Annotated in this window: 8 protein-coding genes; 7 read left to right on the top strand and 1 reads right to left on the bottom strand. The window is 38.8% G+C overall.

Annotation, left to right across the window (positions count from 1 at the left end; genetic code table 11):
- Positions 1-129 precede the first annotated feature (129 nt).
- The 3 genes from ACN1CN_RS20480 to ACN1CN_RS20470 all read left to right on the top strand — a co-directional run bounded on the left by ACN1CN_RS20480 (position 130) and on the right by ACN1CN_RS20470 (position 7,895).
- A complete protein-coding gene (locus ACN1CN_RS20480) occupies positions 130-3,438 on the top strand; it encodes an amino acid adenylation domain-containing protein (protein WP_419137244.1) in 3,309 nt (1,102 codons plus the stop codon).
- A 108-nt stretch (positions 3,439-3,546) separates the two neighbouring features.
- A complete protein-coding gene (locus ACN1CN_RS20475; RefSeq protein WP_419137242.1) occupies positions 3,547-6,855 on the top strand; it encodes an amino acid adenylation domain-containing protein in 3,309 nt (1,102 codons plus the stop codon).
- A gap of 257 nt (positions 6,856-7,112) precedes the next feature.
- Complete coding sequence (locus ACN1CN_RS20470) at positions 7,113-7,895, top strand: ThiF family adenylyltransferase (protein ID WP_319800524.1); 783 nt, start codon at positions 7,113-7,115, stop codon at positions 7,893-7,895.
- 662 nt (positions 7,896-8,557) lie between these two features.
- Here the strand turns inward: ACN1CN_RS20470 and ACN1CN_RS20465 are convergent.
- Entirely contained in the window at positions 8,558-9,316 is a 759-nt protein-coding gene (locus ACN1CN_RS20465) for a response regulator transcription factor (RefSeq protein WP_264523062.1), read from the bottom strand.
- Positions 9,317-9,622: 306 nt separating this feature from the next.
- On the opposite strand from ACN1CN_RS20465, the gene ACN1CN_RS20460 reads away from it, so the two are divergent.
- From ACN1CN_RS20460 to ACN1CN_RS20445, 4 genes are all read left to right on the top strand, one after another.
- Entirely contained in the window at positions 9,623-10,255 is a 633-nt protein-coding gene (locus tag ACN1CN_RS20460) for a hypothetical protein (protein WP_264523063.1), read from the top strand.
- Positions 10,256-10,508: 253 nt separating this feature from the next.
- Positions 10,509-11,042 (top strand): UpxY family transcription antiterminator, encoded by a 534-nt coding sequence (locus ACN1CN_RS20455; RefSeq protein WP_419137239.1) that lies wholly within the window; start codon positions 10,509-10,511, stop codon positions 11,040-11,042.
- A gap of 244 nt (positions 11,043-11,286) precedes the next feature.
- Positions 11,287-22,404 (top strand): amino acid adenylation domain-containing protein, encoded by an 11,118-nt coding sequence (locus ACN1CN_RS20450; protein WP_419137237.1) that lies wholly within the window; start codon positions 11,287-11,289, stop codon positions 22,402-22,404.
- Positions 22,405-22,456: 52 nt separating this feature from the next.
- Entirely contained in the window at positions 22,457-23,722 is a 1,266-nt protein-coding gene (locus tag ACN1CN_RS20445; protein WP_419137235.1) for a condensation domain-containing protein, read from the top strand.
- Positions 23,723-23,763 lie beyond the last annotated feature (41 nt).

Genomic DNA, 23,763 nt, shown 5'->3' with positions numbered 1-23,763 from the left:
TACGGCCATGTGAAATGAATCCGTTTACAGCATAAAATAAACAATTGGATACCACTATTTTATTAACACAATAGTGCCGCTCTTCTAAAAATTACAGACGCACTCAAAGTTTACTTTAAAAAAAATATCATGATAGAGAATTTAATCAATACACTAGAATCTTTAAATATAAGACTTCGGGTAGAAAATGGGGATTTGAAAATTAATGCTCCGAAAGGGACTTTAACACCCGAAATTATTGAAGACATTAAGGCGCATAAAAGTAGATTGCTTAGCCTGTTGTCATCGTCGGAATCAATTCCTAAAGCCGAGGCCAAAGATTTTTATGCGCTTACTTCTTCACAATATCGTTTGTGGACTTTGAGTCAGTTTGAGAGCGGTAATTCGGCCTATAACTTATTTGCTGCATTTGAGTTTAAAGGAGTTTTAGAATTTGAGAAATTGGCGAAAGCCTTTCAAATTTTAGTGGAAAGACATGAGAGCTTGCGTACCGTTTTTAAAGAAGACGAACAGGGTGATTTGGGACAGTATATTGTTCCGGCAGCTCAATATAGCGGGACTTTACAGTTTAAAGATTTAACTAATGCCTCGGTTGAGGTCTTGACCAATTATGCCAGTACACTTCAAAAACATGCTTTTGACTTAGAAAAAGGACCACTTTTTATAGGAGAAATTGTCAAGTCGGCGGCAGATAGTCATATTTTGATGCTTAACATGCACCATATTATTGGCGATGGCTGGTCGATGGGCGTATTGAGTAAAGAATTTATAACGATTTATAATGAATTGGTTCTAGGTAATGAGATCGTATTACCGGATTTGCCTATCCAGTACAAAGATTATTCAGAGTGGCAAAACAGTCCGTCCAGACAGGCAGTATTGGAAAAATCCAAAGCTTTATGGTTAGAGACATTCTCGGGAGATTTGCCGGTTTTAGAACTGCCTTCCAATAAAGTAAGACCTAAACTTAAAACGTATAACGGTTCAGGGATAAAACATTCTTTTTCAAAAGAGAATAACACTGCTCTTAATGTTTATGCACAGCACAATGGAGTAACTCCTTTTATGGTTTTAATGGCCGGAATCAATGGATTACTTTCCAGGTATACCAACAGCAGCGACCTTATTTTAGGTACTCCCGTAGCCGGAAGAGAACACAGTGATCTGGAAAATCAGGTTGGTTTGTATTTAAACACACTGGCGATTCGAACTACATTTGAAAAAACAGTAAGTTTTCAGGACCTGCTTCAAATACAAAAAGAAACCTTATTAAAAGCCTATTCGCATCAGGACTATCCTTTAGACAGTTTGGTAGATGCACTTGATCTTAAAAGAGACACAAGCCGATCCGTTTTGTTTGATGTTTTGGTGGTTTTTCAAAATCAGCAGGAATTATTAGCATCTGAAAGCCTAAAAATAAGCGGGGTTGAAATAACACCTTATAAAAATCTGAAAAAGTCATTTAGTAAATTTGATTTAACCTTTGCTTTTGCAGAATTTCAGGGGGAACTAAGCTTAGACATCGAATACAATACCGATATTTATGAATCAGAATTTGTAGCGCGTTTGGCTTCACACTTAGAAACCTTTTTAACAGAAGCAATTCAAAATCCGGAGCAAAAAGTAGCCACACTCAATTACCTGAGCGAAGCCGAAACCACCCAATTGCTGGAGGATTTTAACGATACCACAACAGCGTATCCTAAGAATCAGACTATGGTCGATTTATTTGTGTCTCAGGCAAAGAAAAGTCCGGAACAGATCGCTTTGGTAACAGATGCCAAAAGTTTTACCTACAAAGAACTCGATGAAATCTCCAACGAGCTTTCGCACTATTTGTTAAGTAATTACAACTTAGCTGTAGAAGATTTAGTAGGGGTAAAACTGGACCGCAGCGAGTGGTTGCCAATTGCTTTACTGGCTGTTTTAAAATCAGGTTGCGCCTATGTTCCAATCGATCCAAACTATCCAGCGCAGCGTATTGAGTACATTGAACAGGACAGTAAATGTAAGGTCACCATAGACAATAACTTTATAGCAGCTTTCAGACAAGCAGCATCCATCTCAAAAGCATTGCCGCAAACCTCTTTCAGTTCCCAGCATCTGGCCTACATCATTTACACCTCAGGTTCTACAGGAAAACCAAAAGGCGTTATGATTACCCATCAAAATGCTGTAGCGATGTTATGTTGGTCACAAAGAGAATTTAGCGATACTAATTTTGACATCCTCTATGCCGTAACCTCACATTGTTTTGATCTGTCGGTTTACGAATTTTTCTATCCGTTAAGCATTGGAAAACAAATTCGTTTATTGCCAAACGGATTATCAATAGGAGACTATATCCAGAACGATAAAAACGTACTAATCAATACCGTTCCTTCTGTAATCCTTACCCTGATTGAAAAAGGAACCACTTTTGAGAACGCAGCAGGAATTAACCTTGCCGGAGAAGCATTTCCGGTAAGCATTGCCAATCATTTTGCAGCCTCAGGCATAGCCGTGAGAAACTTGTACGGTCCTTCAGAAGACACCACCTACAGCAGTTATTATAGAGTAGAAGGATCTTATGAAAATTCAGTGCCTATTGGAAAAGCCTTAGACAATACGCAGTTTTACATCCTCTCAGAAGACCTGGCATTACAGCCTGTGGGAGTAATTGGAGAAATCTGTATCTCGGGTGACGGTTTATCCAGAGGATATTTGTACCAGCCTGAACTCACAGCAGAGAAATTTATTACCAACCCTTTTAACGAGAGCACAAAACTCTACAAAACAGGAGATTTGGGCAAATGGTTACCTGATGGTACCATCGCCTACATAGGCCGAAAAGACAGTCAGGTTAAAATCAGAGGACATCGTATTGAATTGGGTGAGATCGAGCAGGTACTACAATCTCAGGAAGGCATCGATCAGTGTGTTGTGGTAACCGCAACTGTACAGGGCGATCTTGTTATTGTAAGTTATCTGGTAAGCGCCACAACGGTCAACAAACAACAGCTTCGCCAGTCACTTTCACGCGAATTGCCGGAATACATGCTGCCAAGTTACTATGTGTTTTTAGAGCAATTTCCGCTTACACCAAACGGTAAAATCGACAAAAAAGCGCTGCCTCCGGTAAGCACAGACGACGTTATTCAACAGGAATATGTTGCTCCGACCAACGAAATAGAGGAGAAACTGGTAGCCATATGGCAGGACATCTTAAAATTAGAGAAAATAGGAATCACCGATAATTTCTTTGAACTGGGAGGAAACAGTTTAAAAGCTACCGTTTTAATCAACAGAATCAACAAGGCTTTTGATACGAGATTTTCGATTGAGGATTTGTATGAAACTCAGAACGTTATTGGAGTTTCAGAAAAACTGAAATTTATCGTATTTCAGAATGAATTGGCCGGAGAGTCGGTTGATGATTTGGATGAGATTATGATATAAACTTATCTCAGTTCAACCGATAGTATTTTTTGGTGTTAACTAATGAGATGAGAACAGAATGATTCTGAAAAACAGAAATGCTTTTTACTTTACTTAAAAAATTATATCGTGATAAAAAATTTACTACATACGTTGCAATCCTTGAATATCAGACTTAAAATCGATAATGGAAACTTAAAGATTAATGCTCCTAAGGGGGCTTTAACACCCGAAATTATTGAAGATATTAAAAGGTATAAAAAGGAACTGATCACATTATTATCCTCTTCAGAGTCTATCCCTAAAGCTGCGGTCAAAGATTTTTATGCGCTTACTTCGTCTCAGCATCGTTTGTGGACTTTGAGTCAGTTTGAAACCGGTAATTCGGCTTATAACCTCTTTACTGCATTTGAATTTAAAGGAGTCCTGGATTTCGACAAATTAGCCGAGACCTTTACCTTTTTAGTAGAAAGGCATGAGAGCTTGCGTACTATTTTTAAAGAAGACGAACAGGGGAATCTGGGGCAGTATATCGTTCCGGCAGCCCAATACAGCGGGACTTTACAGTTTACAGATTTAACTAATGCCTCGGATGAAGTCTTGCGCAATCATGCTAATGCACTTCAAAGACATGCTTTTGATTTAGAAAAAGGACCGCTTTTTATAGGAGAAATTGTCAGGTCAGCTACAGATTGCCATATTCTGATGCTTAACATGCACCATATTATTGGCGATGGCTGGTCGATGGGGATATTGAGTAAAGAGTTTATAACGATTTATAATGAATTGGTTATAGGAAATGAAATCGTATTGCCGGATTTGCCTATTCAGTACAAAGATTATTCAGAATGGCAAAACAGCCCATCGAGACAGGCAACGTTGGAAAAATCCAAAGCTGCATGGTTAGAGACATTCTCAGGAGATTTGCCTGTTTTGGAATTGCCTTCCGATAAAGTAAGACCTAAACTTAAAACCAATAATGGTTCAGGGGTAAAACATCCTTTTTTAAAAAATACGACCACTGCGCTTAACGCCTATGCACAGCAAAATGGGGTATCGCTTTTTATGGTCTTAATGGCCGGAATCAACGGATTGCTTTCCAGATATGCGAATATCGGAGATATTATTCTTGGGACTCCGGTGGCCGGAAGAGAACACAGTGATTTAGAGAACCAGGCTGGATTGTATTTAAACACCCTGGCGATCCGAACCACATTTGAAGAAACAACCAGTTTTGAAGAACTAGTAAACATACAAAAAGAGACCTTATTAAAAGCTTATTCCCATCAGGACTATCCTTTTGATAGTTTGGTGGAAGAGCTTGATCTTCAAAGAGACATGAGTCGATCAGTTTTATTTGATGTTTTAGTGGTCTTTCAAAACCAGCAGGAATTATTAGCCTCTGAAAATCTGGCCATAAATGGTGTTGAAATAACCTCTTATAAAAACCTGAAAAAGTCATTTAGTAAATTCGATTTAACCTTTGCTTTTGCAGAGTATCAGGGCGAACTAAGTTTGTACATCGAATACAATACTGATATTTATGAAGCAGAATTTGTAGAACGCTTAGCCGACCATTTGGATACTTTTTTAACAGAGGCCATCCAAAATCCGGAACAAAAAGTAGCCACACTCAACTACCTGAGCAAAGTCGAGACCACCCAATTGCTGGAGGATTTTAACGACACCGCAATAGCGTATTCTAAGGATCACACTATGGTCGACTTATTTGTGTCTCAGGCCTGGGAAACTCCGGAGCAGATTGCTTTGGTGACCGATGCAAAGAGCTTTACGTACAAAGAACTCGATGAAATCTCTAACGAGCTTTCGCACTATTTGTTAAGTAATTACAGCTTAGCTGTAGAAGACTTAGTAGGTGTAAAACTAGACCGCAGCGAGTGGCTTCCAATAGCTTTGCTGGCTGTTTTAAAATCAGGATGCGCCTATGTTCCAATTGATCCAAACTATCCAGCGCAGCGAATTGCATACATTGAACAGGACAGTAAATGTAAAGTCACCATAGACGATAACTTTATAACAGCTTTCAAACAAGCAGCACCGATTTCAAAAGCGCTTCCAAAGGTATCTTTTGGGGCAGATCATCTGGCTTACATCATCTACACTTCCGGATCTACCGGCAAGCCAAAAGGTGTTATGATCACCCATCAGAATGCTGTAGCGATGTTATGCTGGTCGCAAAGAGAATTTAGCGATACTAATTTTGACATGCTGTATGCTGTAACCTCACATTGTTTTGATTTGTCTGTTTATGAATTTTTCTACCCTTGGAGCATCGGAAAACAAATTCGCTTATTGGCCAACGGATTATCAATAGGAGACTATATCCAGAGCGATAAAAACGTATTAATCAATACCGTTCCTTCCGTAATCCATACCCTGATTGAAAAAGGAACCACCTTTGAGAATGCTGTTGGGATCAACCTTGCCGGGGAGGCTTTTCCGGTGAGTATTGCCAATCATTTTACCAACTCGGGAATTGCGATCAGAAACCTGTACGGTCCTTCAGAAGATACTACTTACAGCAGTTATTACAGAGTAGAGGGTACTTACGAAAATTCAGTGCCTATTGGAAAAGCTTTAGACAATACGCAGTTTTATGTGCTTTCAGAAGCCCTGGCCTTGCAGCCCGTAGGCGTTATTGGAGAAATCTGTATCTCGGGCGATGGCTTGTCCAGAGGATATTTGTACCAACCCGAACTAACGGCAGAAAAATTTATCACCAACCCTTTTAACGAGAGTACAAAGCTCTACAAAACAGGAGATTTGGGCAAATGGTTACCAGACGGTACTATCGCCTACATAGGCCGAAAAGACAGTCAGGTTAAAATCAGGGGCCACAGAGTAGAACTTGGAGAAATTGAACAGGTACTCCAGTCACAGCAAGACATCGATCAGTGTGTAGTGGTAACCGCAACCGTTCAGGGCGATCCAGTCATTGTAAGTTACCTCGTGAGCGCAACAGTCGTAGACAAACAACAGCTTCGCCTGTCACTGGGCCGCGAATTACCCGACTATATGTTACCGAGTTATTATGTGTTTTTAGACAAATTCCCTCTTACACCAAACGGTAAGATCGACAAAAAAGCACTACCGCCGGTAAACGAGGCTGATGTAATTCAGCAGGAGTACATCGCACCTTCCAATGAAACCGAAGAAAAGTTAGTTGTCATATGGGAGGAAGTTTTGCAGAAAAATAAAATAGGAGTAGGAGATATTTTCTTTGCCCTTGGAGGACACAGCTTAAAAGCAACCCAGGTAATCTCTAAAATTCAGAAAGAATTCAATATTAAAATTGAACTTAAAGAATTGTATAAAGAGCCCACAATTACAAATCTGGCGCAATATATTGAGTCCATACAGCTCTTAAACAATCAGCAGTTTAAATCTTCTGTTATTGGAGAAGAACTCGTTTTTTAAAATTACCACTCTATTCCCGTAAAAGGAAGGGGAGTATCCCATAAAAACCATTAGAACAAACAGCTACGAGAGCCTTCTTGTAGCTGTTTTTTTGTTTTATAGAGGTTTTTTTTATGCCTATGTCTTTTATTTTTTATGTAGTTGATTGATTTACAGTTATTAAGTCTTTTAAGGGTCATGAAATTAGCAATTATGGGGGCTGAGCCTGTAAAAACTACCTTTTAGGTTAAAAGGGTACCGCTTGTTTATGTTTAATTTTGAATAAAAAAATAGATGTTATGGATGACCGTTATTCAAAAAATAAGCTTTATCTGACGGATGAAGAACAAGAGGTTATAAAAAATTTCCCAATTCTGCTTGCAGGAAGTGGTCTTGGAAGTGTAATTGCCGAATGTGCGCTTCGTTTTGGTTTTGAAAAAATCACTATTGTTGATGGTGATCGGGTAGAAAGTTCTAATTTGAGCAGACAAAATTACACTGAAGATGATATCGATTCGAACAAAGTAGATGCTCTGGCAAAGCGATTGAGATCGATTAATAAAAATGCAGAAATCAATTGTATCGATTTTTTCCTGACTGTCGAAAATATAGGGGATCATATTAAAGGCCATAGAGCGGCAATTAACACACTGGATTTTTCTTCTCCGGTGCCCTTGATATTCGATACGGCCTGTCAAAAGTTAGACATTCCGGTACTGCATCCGTACAATATAGGATGGGGGAGTCTGGTAACAGTTATTGCCAGGGATGGTCTTCTTTTAAACGCATTGGCCAACGGAGATGAAGAATTCAATGAAGCAACGATGATGGAATACGCTTCAAGTTATTTGCGATTCTGGGGAAATCCACAAAAATGGATGGACAGTATAATTGAAAAATACAAAATTGAAAAGGGATGTCAATCACCACCGCAAATGGCTATTGCATCCTGGTCGGTAGCAGCCTTATGCACCCATTTGCTTTTTAATATCGCAACTGGTAAAAAGTATAAAAAGTTCCCTGAATTTTATTTGTCCGCCATTATAGATGAGGATTTATAGAATCCCTTTTTGGGCTTTTGACAATGATAATTTACCGTGTAGAGACATAGATTTTATGGAGTGTTAGATGTGAAATGTAAAACGTCTTAATTTTATCCGGAGAATCTATGTTTCTATGTGTTTAAGCCATAGCCACAGAAAGACTCAACAGAAAAAATCTGCACAATCTGCGGGAGAAACATAAGTGTGAGATGTGATATGTTAGATGTTAAAAGAATGTCTAAAAGAAACACATTGCTCTTAGATAACGCTCTGTGTTTTATTACAAATGAAATGCTTAATTTCAGCTGGAAGATCTATGTTTCTATGTGTTTAAAATATAGCCACAGATTAAAAGGATTAAAAAAAAATCTGCTAGATCAGCCAACCCGAGCGATAGCGAACAGGCGAAGCAATCTGCGAGAAAAAAATAATCGCAGAAAAACATCGGTTTCAGGATGTAAAATGTGGGATGTAAGATGTGAAATGTAAAGTGCAAAAACTATGCACAAGAGAAACGTATTTCTCTTGTCTAGTACTCTGTGTTTTATTAAAAGTGAAACGCCTTTTTTCAGTTATAAAATCTATGTTTCTATGTGTTAAAACCATAGCCATAGTAAGGCCTCAACAGAAAAAATCTGCCTGAAAAACACTTATCCCCTAGAAATAAAAGCCTATGTCTTTTAAATCAGTTTGTTACTGGTGGCATAGGCAATTGCCTCGGCAATATTCCCAACCCCAAGTTTGGTAAACAACTTCCTCTTGTGGAACTTAATCGTATCTGCTGATACAAACATACTCTCGGCCATATTGGCAATCGTAAACCCCCTGATAGAATACTGCAAAACCTCCTTCTCCCGACTGGTAAGTTCTATTTTTTTCATCACCTTCCAAAAATCTCCCTCCAGGTCGTAACTGTAGATCTTATTCTCTCCTTTTTTGTAAATCTTAATATTTCCGGACTGCAATTCAGAAGAAAGAGAGATAATACAAATCGACTTCCAAATTTTTCCGTCATTGGTTAAAAAAACAGGAGTCAGCTTCTGATTCACCAAAAAAGTCTTTCCATTGGGATTCTTCAAACGAAAGTCATACGAGATCGTATGATTCAAACGCTCCTCTACGGGGATATTCTGATAAAAATCAAACCCTATAGTGTTGATTTTTAGTAATAAATCCAAATCCTCTTTTACCACGTACTTAAAGTAAAAGGCGTAACCCAATTCCTGAACTTCTGCCGGAGTGTGATCGCATAAGAACAATGGATTTTCGGACACGTACTCAAAACCTTTCTTTTCGTAATCAATAATATAAATACTGCTGTAAGTAGTTCTGGCAAACGCCCGGACCAATTCTAAATAATTTCCAAGTCTGCCTTTTTCATCCTCGGAGATCTTGTGAACGGTGTTGTTTGAGGAAAAAAAGTCGTTTTCAATTACCATATTTTAATATTTTTTTAACAGGATGTGAATATAGGAAAATTGAGTATATAATGTTAAAAATTTTAATATTTAACTGATAAAATTTTAATCTGGAAAGGAAGGAAGATCTTTTTTTTGACGCTTTTTTTTCACATCATGACGCCTATTTAAAAACTACACTTAAGGGTAGTTTTTAAGTAAAATACTGGAAACTAGTATTTTGTGTAATATGAAGCGTAAATTGTGGTGATAGTTTTGGAGAAAACAAACACTATGAAACTCGCCAAAAACAACCACCCAGCAATTAGTCAAAATGACATCTTACTTATGTCAAAATTTGTAGTCACAGAAAACTTCAATCACCATTCCAATGAAATTCTTCCGGGTCATTATCAAAATGATATCGATGCGGTTTACAAAGAAGAAATGGGCTACTTAGAAAACTCAAAAATATTCGCTTTCAAAAACGAACAAGGTGACTTTACAGGAACCATCAGAGTTTTGAAATGGGATTTCATCACACCACTTCCAATTCAGAAAATGTTTGGTATCAATCCTTTCATCTGCGCAGAAGGAGATGCCATCAATGAAATCTGGCACATTGGACGTTTTGCCATCAAAAAAGGCGTTCGTGACGTTAATCTGTTAAAAAAACTATTGGTTTGTGCCATTGCACCGGTTTGCAAACACAAAGACAACATGGCTTTTGCCGAAATCGACGCTAAACTGCTTCGCGTATTAACCCTAATGGGAATCAAAGCCAAAATAGTTGGAAAATCAATCGAATACCTGGGATCAGAAACTATTCCGGTATCCATGTCTTATAATGGACTGATTAATTTCTACAATGAAAACAAACATTTGGTTACACCGGAAGATTTTCAGCTTTCGTCTGTAAACTACAAACTACCCAATAAGGTAGTATTTAACGCTAACAAGCTGAACTACACTTTGGTGTAGTAGAATTTGAAAACCGCTATTGTAAATTTACTTCAGTAAAAATAAGTAGTTGAATCCTCAACAAACCGATTTTTACAAAGCGCTCCAAACACAATAACAATTGTCCTGAGAGTTGCAACAAAAACATTATTACCAAAATTACTTCAAAGTAAAAAAGGTAAAGCTATTAAACCAAAAAACAGATCTCTAAAAAAAATAACCATGTGACTGGTAATAGCGCAGCTATGTCCGGTGACGAAAAAAAACAAATAGTATGGATCAAAAACAAGGATGGCATGTTCTTTACGTAAGGTACAGACATGAGAGTAAAGTCTACAAAGAGTTAATAGAAAAAAAACTAGAAGCTTTTTTACCGATGGCCACCAGCATCAGAAAATGGAGTGACAGAACCAAGAAAATTCAGATTCCATTATTTCCAAGTTATGTCTTTGTAAACATCAAATCCAATAAAGACTTTCATGATGCCTTAAATGTAGAAAGCGGTTGTTCGTACTTGTCATTTGGCAAAGAATACGGAAAAGTTTCTGAAGAAGAAATTGATTACATCAAGCTTTTTACCCAGGTGGAGGACATCACAGATGTTCAGATCGAACCGGTACTGCCTAAAATAGGCGATAAACTTAAAATTGAGCATGGTGACCTTTCTGGTTTGGAATGCGAAGTTTTCAGAGTCGACAATCAGCACCGAATCAGTGTCAGACTAAGCTCTTTACGTCAAAACATCTCAGCCATCATTCCTTTGTCGTATCTATCCAATGCAACAGAAAACGTTTTTGCTAAAGCGTAATTTTTAGAATTCCTTTTAAATAGATTATTGCCGCCTGTGTTCCGGGAGCAGCTAATCATCAAAGCGACTTTTGTACTTGTCCTACTGTATTAAAGATCCTTTATTTCAATCATTCCTTACAAAATCAAAACAAATCAGCACAGCACATTGTCTTTTAGAACAATGTGTTTGGCGTTGTACATAGACCATTTTAATTATTTAAGCTATTAATTCATAATTCCAGTATTTAAGAAAACATTTTAAGATGAAAGATATCAAATCAATAATTACCAGTTTATCGAATAAAGAAGTACAAATTTTCCTTGATGATTCAGAAGAAAATTTAAGAGTAACAGGAAACACAGCAGCTCTTACAGCAGAAGATAAAATCGATATTTCGACCAACAAAGAGCGATTAATTACTTTACTTAAAAGCACTAAAAACAATACCAAATTTAATTTTGAGTCAATTGCGACTGTTGCTGAAGCTGAAAGTTATGAGGTATCTGCGGGACAACGTCGTCTTTGGACATTAAGTCAGTTTGAAGGAGGATCTGAGGTATACAACATGCCTATGCATACCCCTTTAAAAGGCAGTTATGACATTGAGTGTTTTCAAAAAGCAATAACAGCTACTATAGACCGTCATGAAATCCTGCGCACTACTTTTAAAATGGATGAAAACGGTGAAGTACGTCAATATGTAAAGCCAACAGCAGCGGTAGATTTTAAGCTGTCTTATGTTGATTTCAGAACTGTTACCGATAAAGAAGCCAGTGTATCCAACTATATTAAAAAAGATTCATTTGTCCCTTTTGATTTAGAAAACGGACCGCTGTTTCGTCTAAGTTTATTACAGACGGAAGAGGATGCGTATGTTTTCTATTACAACATGCATCATATTATAGGTGACGGATGGTCTATGAATGTACTGTCAAAAGATGTATTTACCTTTTATGAGTCTTTTGTACAGGGAATTACTCCAGATCTTGCACCTTTGGCCATACAATATAAAGATTATGCAAACTGGCAGGCTTTACAAATAAATACAGCCGGTTCAACTACAGACAAAACGTATTGGATGGAAAGTCTTGCAGGAGAACTGCCTGTTTTAGATCTTCCTTCAGAAAAACGCCGCCCTTCGGTAAAAACGCACAAAGGACGTAGCTTAAGAGCTTACATTTCTAAGGAGACTACTGCCATGCTTCAGCGTTTTACAAAAGAGAACAACAGCAGTACTTTTATCAGTTTATTGACCACGATCAACATTCTTTTTCATAAATATACATCAGATTCAGATATTATCATCGGAAGTCCGGTAGCAGGCCGTGATCATGCCGATTTGGCCAATCAGATTGGTTTTTATGTCAATACAATCGCTTTGCGTAATACTATAAACGCTCAGGAGAATTTTGCTTCCATTTATAAAAGAATTAAAGAGCAGACCCTGGAGGCGTTCAATCATCAAATGTATCCTTTTGACAGTTTGGTAGAAAACCTGAACATCAAGAGAGATGCAGGAAGAAGCAGTGTATTTGATGTTTTATTAGTGCTTCAGAATACAGCAAATGAGGAAACGATCGAAATACCCGCATCAAAAACCAATACCATTGTTGATTTAGGAGAAACCGTTTCAAAATTTGATATAGAGCTTAATTTCAGAGAAGCGGGAGGACAGTTAATTTTAGATATTGCTTACAATACAGAAGTGTACGAATATCAAATGATTGAAGGCTTAATAAGACATTACCAACAAATCTTAGAAGAAGTATTATTTCAACCGGAAACTCCAATTGGTCAGTTAATCTACATCAGTAAAGAAGAAGAAAATGAATTACTGGTAGACTTTAATGCTACAAAAAACAATTACCCTACAGATATTACCATTGTTGACTTAATTGAAACACAGGTTGCCGCTAATCCGGAAGGAATTGCTTTGGCCTATGAAGGAGCAACAATGACCTATGCAGCCTTAAATGCAAAAGCCAATCAGGTGGCTCATTACTTACGCAGTATAGGAGTTACAACAGAGTCTATCGTTGGACTGTGTATGGAACGTTCTTTTGAAATGGTTATCGGGATGCTGGGAATTATGAAATCGGGAGGAGCTTATGCCCCTATTGATCCTCATTATCCGGCAGAGCGAATTGAATTTATCCTAAAAGACACAGCGGCAGAGGCGATATTGGTAAATGCCGGAAGCAGCAGTAAAGTTAATTTTCTGGAAGATATTGCCATACTAAACCTGGACGAGCACGATACCATATTTGCAAATCAGTCAGTAGCGAATCCTAATGTAGCAATACCGGTTTCCAATGCAGCTTATGTAATTTATACTTCGGGATCTACAGGAAACCCTAAAGGAGTAGTGAATGAGCAACGCGGTTTAGTGAATCGTTTATTATGGGCAAAGGAATATTATAATGTAACGGCTAACGATGTATTGATACAAAAAACTACTTTTTGTTTTGACGTATCGGTTTGGGAGTTTTTTCTTCCGCTGTTATCCGGTTGTAAACTAGTCATTCCAAAACCGGAAGGACATAAGGACAGTGATTATTTAAGAGAACTGATTGCCACTCATCAGGTAACCATGATTCACTTTGTGCCTTCTATGTTAAGTGCCTTTTTACTGGATATCGATGTTACGAAATGCAGCAGTCTGAAAAATGTAGTGTGTAGTGGAGAAGCTCTAAAAATAAGCCAGGCAGAAGAATTTCAAAAAGCATTACCAAATGTTACTTTGACCAATTTATACGGACCAACAGAGGCTTCGATAGATGTAACAAGCTGTATTATTCCTTTTAATTCGACTGACTTAAAACGTATTACGATAGGTAAACCAGTGGCCAACACTCAGATTTATATTCTGGATAGTGAAATGAACATACAACCCAAAGGTGTTACAGGAGAACTTTATATAGGAGGTGTTCAGGTAGCCAGAGGGTATATCAACCTTCCGGAACTTAATGCGTTCCGATTTGTAAACAACCCTTTTGGAGAAGGTAAATTGTACAGAACCGGTGACAATGCAAAATGGCTTCAGGATGGAACTATAGAATACCTTGGAAGAGAAGACAGCCAGGTAAAAGTTAGAGGTTACCGAATTGAACTGGGAGAATTGGATACCGTGATAAACAGCTGTCCGGCTATACGTCAGGGAGTTGTTATTGCGAGAGAAGACGCTTACGGCGTAAATGAACTGATAGCATATATCGTTCTTACAGCAGGTAAAACAAAAGAAGATGTTATTGCCTATTTAAAAGAGCATATTCCAGGTTATATGATTCCGGGAATTATGGTAGAGTTGGATGCCATTCCATTAACCTCAAATGGTAAAGTAAACAGAAAAGCATTACCGGATCCGGTATTTAGCAGAGAATACGAATATGTAGCCCCAACCACAAAAACAGAAGAGGAATTGGCTGTCATCTGGCAGGATTTACTCAAAGCAGAGCAGGTTGGAATCACGGATAACTTCTTCGAACTGGGAGGACATTCCTTATTGGCAGTGCGATTAATATCGGCTATAAAAAATACAATGAACGTTGCGCTTACGATTACAAACGTATTTAGTAATCCAACGATTTCTGATTTGGCTTATTTTATTGAAAAGCAGGATACTAGTGCAGTACTTCCTTTGGTAACCAAACAAGATTTACCGGAAGCGATTCCATTATCTTATGCGCAGGAGCGTTTGTGGTTTGTCGATAAGTTAAAAGGAAGTGAGCATTATCACATGCCGGTTTTATTAAACTTAAAAGGAGTACTAAATACAGCCTACCTTGCTCAGGCTTTAAAAACAATTGTAGAACGTCATGAAACCTTACGCACCGTATTTGTAGAAAATGAAGGTGTAGCTTATCAGGTGGTACAACCGGCTGATAGCTGGGAACTGAATGTGATTGCTGCGGATGCCGATTATCAGGATCTTATAGCCGATGAGATAAACAAACCGTTTGATTTAGCAAAAGATTATATGCTGCGTGCGACTGTTATTAAAGTAGCGGAGGCCGAACATATTTTAGTGATTGTACGCCATCACATTGCAACAGATGGCTGGTCGGAATCGATCATTGTTAAAGAATTTAAAGAATTATATGCTTCTTATGCATCAGGAAGAGAAGCCGATTTACCGGTTCTTGATTTTCAATATGCCGATTATTCGGTTTGGCAGCGTTCAGAATTATCTGGTGCTGTTTTAGAAGAGAAACTAGGATATTGGGAGTCCAAATTAAGCGGAGTAGCCCCGTCTGCACTTCCTGTTGATTATGCAAGACCAGCGGTTCAAAGCAATCGTGGAGATCATATCAGTTTTAAGTTAGACAGTGATCGCAGCGAGGCTTTAATAACTTATGCAAAAGAACAGGGCGTAACTTTATTCATGTTATTGTCAAGTGTTTATAAAGTATTGTTATACCGTCACAGCGGACAGTCTGATATTTGTATCGGAACTACCGTTGCCAATCGTCCGCAACAGGAATTAGAGTCTATGATTGGATTCTTTGTGAATGCTTTGGCGCTTCGCAGTGATTTGTCCGGTAATCCATCCTTCAATGAGGTGCTTAAATCGGTAAAACAAACCACTTTAGAAGCTTACAATCATATTGCCGTTCCGTTTGAAAAAGTAGTAGATCGCGTAGAGAAAACCAGAGACAAAAGCAGAAGTTCTTTATTCCAGGTCTTGTTTGTTTTAAACAACAACCCGGAGTCTAAAGTGTCTGAATTTAGCGATATTACCATCGAAGCAATGGCTATGAATTATAATGTAGCTAAGTATGATTTAACCATTTTTGCTGAAGACAGCGCTGAAGGAATTTCGTTCTCTTTCAACTATTGCACCGATCTTTTCAGTGCCGCTACAATAGCAGGATTGAGATCACATTACGAGAACTTATTGGGTACTATTTTAGTAAACGATACTTTATCTATAGGAAATCTGGCGATGCTTAGCCCTGAAGAAGAGCAAGCATTGACAGTAGGTTACAATACCGCTGATTATACCTTATCAGGAGAAGGAACCGTATTGTCGCTTTTTGAGGCGCAGGTTGCTAAAACTCCAGATGCAGTTGCTTTTGTGTACAACGATAACCGTATGACGTACAAAGAACTGGACGAAGCAGCTACCAAATTGGCGTACCATTACCAACAAACGTATGAGTTACAGCAAAATGACCTGATGGGTATTATGATGGATACTTCGAACTGGTCTTTATTAGGAATCTTATCGATTCTAAAATCAGGAGCAGGTTATGTTCCAATTGATCCTACTTTACCAAAAGAGCGTCAGTTGTACATGGTACAGGAAGCCAATATAAAAGCGTTGTTGATCGAATCAAGCAGTTTGTTTGATGTAATCGACTTTTCGGTTCCGGTATTTTCACTTGATATTCAGTATGGCGATGTAGCAGCATTGCCACAGGAGGTTACTTTTTCAACATTAGCAACCGAAGAAACTACCGCTTATGTCGTGTATACTTCGGGAACAACAGGTCAGCCAAAAGGTGTTCAGGTAAGTCATAAGAACCTGGTAGATTATTACGAAGGATTAGAGGCTAAAATTTCAATCAGCACCAACAAAAGCTTTGGATTGATGTCTTCTCTTTCTGCCGATTTAGGAAATACCGTATTGTATGGTTCTTTATTAAGCGGAGGCTGTTTGCATTTGTTCAACAAAGAAACTTTAATGGACGGGGTGAAATTACAAGCGTATTTTAATACCCACACAATTGATTGTATCAAAATAGTACCAAGCCACTGGCAAGCCTTACGTCTGGATACCGATTTGTTATTGCCAGCGCGTACCATCATATTTGGAGGAGACGTATTGCCGGTATCACATGTAAAAGAAATCGCAGCACAAGATCCAAACGTAACCATCGTGAACCATTACGGTCCAACCGAAAGTACCATTGGAAAATTACTGCACAAAGTAGATCCTGATTTTGATTATGTGACCATCCCGGTTGGAAAATTATTCTCCAACAGTGAGGCTTATATTGTAAGCAGCGACATGTCGTTATGCCCAATTGGAGTTTCGGGAGAATTACTATTAGGAGGAGCAGGAATCTCAAAAGGATATTTGAATCGCGAAGATTTAACCCAGGAGAAATTCATCGCCAACCCATTTGCGGGAGCTAAGAGTACGGTTTTATACCGAACCGGAGATTTGGTACGCAGAAATGTTTTGGGAGAAATTGAATTTTTAGGACGTGTAGATGATCAGGTTAAAATTCGCGGCTATCGTGTCGAATTAAAAGAAATCAGCCGAGTGATTCAGGGATATTCCGGAATTGTACAAAGCGAGGTTTTGTTTAAAGAAGACAGCACAGGCGTTAAACGTTTGGTGAGTTATTTGGTGGCCGAAGAAGGTTATTCAGAGACTGATTTGAAATCTTATCTTTCAGGAATAGTTCCTGATTATATGGTTCCTCAGGTATTTGTGGTCTTAGATCAGATGCCGTTAACTTCAAACGGAAAGATCGACAGAAAAGCATTACCGGACCCTACAGTGACGCAGGACCGTGTGTATGTTGCCGCCGAAACTGAAGTAGAAAAAGACCTGGTGACCATCTGGCAGGATTTACTAAATGTAGAACAAGTAGGAGTTACCGATGATTTCTTCGAATTAGGAGGACATTCTTTACTGGCCGTTCGTTTGCTATCAGCGATCAAAACGACATTGAATGTTGCCATCAATATCACCGATATTTTCGATCATACTAATATTGCAGCTTTAGCAGCTTTTATAGAAAGTCAGGACAACACGGCTGTATTGCCTTTGGTAACCAAACAAGATTTACCGGCAGACATTCCATTGTCTTATGCGCAGGAGCGTTTGTGGTTTATCGACAGGTTAAAAGGAAGTGAGCATTATCATGTACCGGTATTATTAAACCTGAAAGGAGATTTGAATATAGAATTTCTTTCACGAGCGTTAAATACTATTGTAGAACGTCATGAGGCGCTGCGTACCATTTTTGTAGAAAAAGAAGGTATTGCCTATCAAAAAGTACAATCTTCAGATGCCTGGGATCTTACTATTTTCACTGCTGTGGCAGATCAGGCTGCATTTATCAAAGAAGAAGTAAACCGTCCTTTCGATCTGTCTAAAGACTATATGCTACGTGCAACTGTCATCAAACAATCAGATAATGAGCATATTTTATTGCTGGTTCGTCATCATATTGCAACCGATGGCTGGTCGACGTCACTGATCGTAAATGAGTTTAAAACCTTGTATGCGTCCTATAAAGAAGGAAAAGAAGCCGATTTACCGGTTCTTGATTTTCAATATGCCGATTATTCGGTTTGGCAGCGTTCAGAGATTTCAGGAGATTATTTAGCAGAGAAATTAGCGTATTGGGATTCTAAACTGACGGGAGTTGCTCCTTCGGCACTTCCTACAGATTATCCAAGACCAGCGGTTCAAAGCGGTTCAGGAGATTATATCAATTTTAAATTAGACAGCGAACGCAGCGAGGCTTTACGTGCCTATGCAAAGGAAGAGGGCGTAACCTTATTCATGTTATTGCTGAGTGTTTATAAAGTATTGTTATACCGTCACAGCGGACAGTCAGATATTTGTATCGGAACTACCGTTGCCAATCGTCCACAACAGGAATTAGAATCTATGATCGGATTCTTTGTGAATACTTTGGCGCTTCGCAGTGATTTATCCGGTAATCCATCGTTTAATGAGGTATTGAAATCGGTAAAACAAACCACTTTAGAAGCGTACAGTCATATCGCCGTTCCGTTTGAAAAAGTAGTAGATCGCGTAGAGAAAGCGAGAGATAAAAGCAGGAATTCTTTATTCCAGGTCTTGTTTGTTTTAAACAACAATCCGGAGGCTAAGGTGTCTGAATTCAGCGACATTACCATTGAACCAATGGGAATGGAATACAACATTTCAAAATTTGATCTGACCATTTTTGCTGAAGATAGCCCGGAAGGAATTTCGTTCTCCTTCAACTATTGCACCGATCTTTTCAGTTCGGCTACAGTAGCAGGATTACTATCACATTACGAAAACCTGCTGACTACTATTTTGGCAGATGGAGGTACATCCATAGGAAATCTGGCAATGCTTAGCCCGGAAGAAGAGCAGGCATTAACAGTAGGTTACAATACTGCTGACTATACTTTATCAGGAGAAGGAACTGTATTGTCGCTTTTTGAGGCGCAGGTTGCTAAAACTCCAGATGCAGTTGCTTTTGTGTACAACGATAGTCGCATGACGTACAAAGAGCTGGACGAAGCAGCTACCAAATTGGCGTATCATTACCAACAGACGTATGAGTTACAGCAGAATGATCTGATGGGGATCATGATGGATACTTCGAACTGGTCTTTATTGGGAATCTTGTCGATCCTAAAATCAGGAGCAGGTTATGTGCCAATCGATGCTGCTTTACCAAAAGAGCGTCAGTTGTACATGGTACAGGAAGCCAATATAAAAGCGTTGTTGATCGAATCAAGCAGTTTGTTTGATGTAATCGACTTTTCGGTTCCGGTATTTTCACTTGATATTCAGTATGCCGATGTAGCAGCACTGCCACAGGAGGTTACTTTTTCAACATTAGCTACCGAAGAAACTACCGCTTATGTCGTGTACACTTCAGGAACAACAGGTCAGCCAAAAGGCGTTCAGGTAAGTCACAAGAATCTGGTAGATTATTACGAAGGATTAGAGGCTAAAATTTCAATTAGCACCAACAAAAGCTTTGGATTAATGTCTTCGCTTTCTGCCGATTTAGGAAATACCGTATTGTATGGTTCTTTACTAAGCGGAGGCTGTCTGCATTTGTTCAACAAAGAATCTTTAATGGATGGGGTAAAATTACAAGCGTATTTTAATGCCAACACAATTGATTGTATCAAAATAGTACCAAGCCACTGGCAAGCCTTACGTATCGATACCGATTTGTTATTGCCAGCACGCACCATCATATTTGGAGGAGACGTATTGCCGGTATCACATGTAAAAGAAATCGCAGCACAAGATCCAAACGTAACCATCGTGAACCATTACGGTCCAACCGAAAGTACCATTGGAAAATTATTGCACAAAGTAGATCCTGATTTTGATTATGTGACCATCCCGGTTGGAAAATTATTCTCCAACAGTGAGGCTTATATTGTAAGCAGCGACATGTCGTTATGCCCAATTGGTGTTTCTGGAGAACTACTATTAGGAGGAGCAGGAATCTCAAAAGGATATTTGAATCGTGAAGATTTAACCCAGGAGAAATTCATCGCCAATCCATTTGCGGGAGCTAAGAGTGCGGTTTTATACCGAACCGGAGATTTGGTACGCAGAAATGCTTTGGGAGAAATTGAATTTTTAGGACGTGTAGACGATCAGGTTAAAATTCGTGGCTATCGTGTCGAATTAAAAGAAATCAGCCGAGTGATTCAGGGGTATTCCGGAATTATACAAAGCGAGGTTTTATTTAAAGAAGACAGCACAGGCGTTAAACGTTTGGTGAGTTATCTGGTGGCCGAAGAAGGTTATTCAGAGACTGATTTGAAATCTTATCTTTTAGGAATAGTTCCGGATTATATGGTTCCTCAGGTATTTGTAGCCTTAGATCAGATGCCGTTAACTTCAAACGGAAAGATCGACCGAAAAGCATTACCGGACCCTACCATTACAGCAGGACGCGACTATGTTGCACCAACTACAAAAGTAGAAGAGGATTTGGTTACCATCTGGCAAAATCTGCTTAATGTAGAAGAAGTAGGGGTAACGGATAACTTCTTTGAATTGGGAGGCGATTCTATCATTGTCATTCAGGTAGTGAGCAGAGCGAAGAAAAAAGGATATCAAATTCAGGTACAAGATTTGTTCGACTATCAAACGATAGCTGAGCTGGCGGTTGCTGCTGAACAAAATAGTAAAGAGCTAAGCACGGCCGAACAGGGAATCTTAGAAGGAGAGGTGCCTTTATCTCCAATTCAGCAATGGTTTTTTGAAAGAAACGAAGACGTGTTTTCACATTTTAATCAGGGCGTTTTATTAAGTATCGATAAAAAGATTGTCAAAGAAAAATTAGAAGAAACAGTAGCCTTAATTACCAAACGTCACGACTCGCTGAGATGCAGCTATCAAAAAGAGAGCACGGACGGGCAGACCGAATGGAAACAGTTTTATGGACAACCTGCCAATTTGTATCGTACCGAAACGATCGAAGCAGGAACGAACATAGCCGAAGCTGTTACAGCCGTTTGTGTAAAATACCAGGAATCACTGGATATCGAAAAAGGAGATTTAGCACGTTTTGTTCTGATTGAAACACCGGATGCTGAGCAGTACAACCGACTTTTTATGGTCTCTCATCACCTGGCAGTAGACGGAGTTTCGTGGCGATTTATCATTGATGATCTCGAAACTCTTTTAGCAGAAGAAACACTGGATGAAGCCTTGTACTTAGCCAATAAAAACAACTCTTTCAGAGATTGGATCAACAAGCTGAAAAACTTTGCAGAAACCGAAGAAATAGAATCTCAGTTAGAGTACTGGCAGCAAATTAATACCGATTATAACCCGCTTCCAACTGATTTTTCGGCCAACAAACCAACCCGACAAACCAAGAAAACTCAGGTAGGAGTCTTGAGCGAGGAATACACCAAACAGCTATTAAAAGAGGCCAATACAGCCTACAATACTGAAATCAATGATTTGATGTTAAGCGCACTTCAAATGACTTTTGAAGATGTTTTCGGAACAAAACGATTGGCATTAGGTTTTGAAGGTCACGGAAGAGAAAATGTACTGAAAGACATAGATGTAAGCGGTACTATAGGATGGTTTACCAATAAATATCCTGTGATCCTGTCTAAAGGCGATGCAAAAACCGAAGGCGATACGGTAAAATCGGTAAAAGAAGCGTTGCGCAAAATTCCGACCAAAGGAATGGGGTATGGATGTCTGCGTTACTTGCACTCTTCTGATGAAATACGCAGTTCGTTAAAAGATTGCGGATGGGATGTAGTGTTCAATTATTTGGGACAGATCGATAATGTGCTGAATCAAAGCGCCATTTTTTCAGGAGCCTCAGAATTTTCGGGAGACCATATTAGCCCAACTTCCATATTAGAAGAGAAATTTATCATCAAAGCAATTATTGTTGCCAACGAACTTAGAATTTCCTGGGACTATTCGGAAGAACAATATCGTTCAGAGACCGTTCAGAATTTGGCTCGTACTTATGTCGAAAATTTAACGCAGCTGATCAAACACTGTATCAATAAAAAAGTGAGCGAAGTGACTCCTTCAGATTTTGGATTGAGTGACACCTTAGATTTTAAAGAATTCGACGCTTTATTTGAATCAGAAGCTGAGGTAGATTCAGAAAGCGAAAGTATCCTGAGATTCTAAGCGCTGTTTTGTACGAACCTTATTTACTATTAATTACCTAACACCAAAACATATGAAATTACCTGTTTCTTATCACCAGCAAAGGATGTGGTTTATCGATCATTTTGAGAGAGATTATCTGTATGAAGGAGGACCTGTTTATCACAATATCCCTTTGAGTTTAACCCTTAAAAAAGAGGTGACCACCAACGAAATTTATCAGGCTTTTGCACAATTAATCAACCGCCATGATATTTTAAGAACGACCATAATAAAAGAGGGTGATCAGATTTTTCAATCCATTAAAACGCCGGGAGAAATTAACATAGAAAATTTGCTTACAGAGCAGCCTGATCTCAAAGAAAATCAGGAAACATTACGCAAAGGATTTTTCAATTTTGAAAATGAATTACTGGTAAAAGCCTTCTTTGAACGATTGGAAAATCATACCCGAATACTGTTTGTCTTTCATCACGCTATTGTTGACCGCTACAGTCTTGGTATTCTTAAGGAAGATTTTTTAAGTTTTATAGCGCATCCGGAAGATTCATTAGGATTCACCATGCAGTACAAAGATTTTTCAGAATGGGAACAGGCCGTTGATCCTTACGAAACCGAAACATTGGTTGCGCATTGGAGAAAACGATTATCCAATTTGCAGGTATTGTACATTCCGACAGATACAGAACGAGTACCGGTACATATTTATAAGGCCGCCACAACTGCTTTTTCGTTTAGCAAAGACCGTTTGCAATCTTTTGCCGCCATCAATGGAACGACATCACAAATAGTAACGCTGGCGGTTTACAAAATGGCCTTAGCCAAATTTTCAGGACTTTCTGAAATCGTGATCGGAACCCTTATGGACATGCGCAATCATCTTACCGCATCGACCGTAGGCGCTATCGAAAATCTGGTAGTCTTACAATCTGTTTTGGAAGAAAACACAACATTAGCTGAGGCTTGTACCGTTGTGGCCAATACCTGGAATACGGCAGATCTTAACAAGGGAATTCCTTTTGATAAGCTGGTGGTAGAGATCAATCCTAAAAAAGATATGAGCAGAACTGCACTATTTGATGTTTTATACCTCTACGATCAGCATAACGCTGTTACCGAAGATCAGGACGAACCATTTGAGTATAAAAATCAAGGATTAGGAAAATATGATCTTAACCTTTTGGTACAGGAAAAAGAGACCACTTTTGATTTTATACTCACCTATAACGACCTCTATTTTCAACCGGGAACCATTGCGGCATTTTTAGAAAGTATGGAAAATATTCTCGAAACCGCTGCAGTACACCAAGAAGAGTTACGAGGTATCGCATTGTTCTAATTACAACTTACACAAAAGATTGATTACGCTACTACTAGAAA

It is taken from the genome of Flavobacterium sp. T12S277 (genome assembly GCF_048514875.1).
Classification (GTDB): Bacteria; Bacteroidota; Bacteroidia; order Flavobacteriales; family Flavobacteriaceae; genus Flavobacterium.
This window is presented reverse-complemented; position numbering and strand designations above follow the sequence as displayed.

Coding starts and splice junctions, on each gene's coding strand:
- ACN1CN_RS20450 (WP_419137237.1), top strand. CDS start 11,287: ATGAAAGATATCAAATCAATAATTACCAGTTTATCGAATAAAGAAGTA.
- ACN1CN_RS20455 (WP_419137239.1), top strand. CDS start 10,509: ATGGATCAAAAACAAGGATGGCATGTTCTTTACGTAAGGTACAGACAT.
- ACN1CN_RS20445 (WP_419137235.1), top strand. CDS start 22,457: ATGAAATTACCTGTTTCTTATCACCAGCAAAGGATGTGGTTTATCGAT.
- ACN1CN_RS20480 (WP_419137244.1), top strand. CDS start 130: ATGATAGAGAATTTAATCAATACACTAGAATCTTTAAATATAAGACTT.
- ACN1CN_RS20465 (WP_264523062.1), bottom strand. CDS start 9,316: ATGGTAATTGAAAACGACTTTTTTTCCTCAAACAACACCGTTCACAAG.
- ACN1CN_RS20460 (WP_264523063.1), top strand. CDS start 9,623: ATGTCAAAATTTGTAGTCACAGAAAACTTCAATCACCATTCCAATGAA.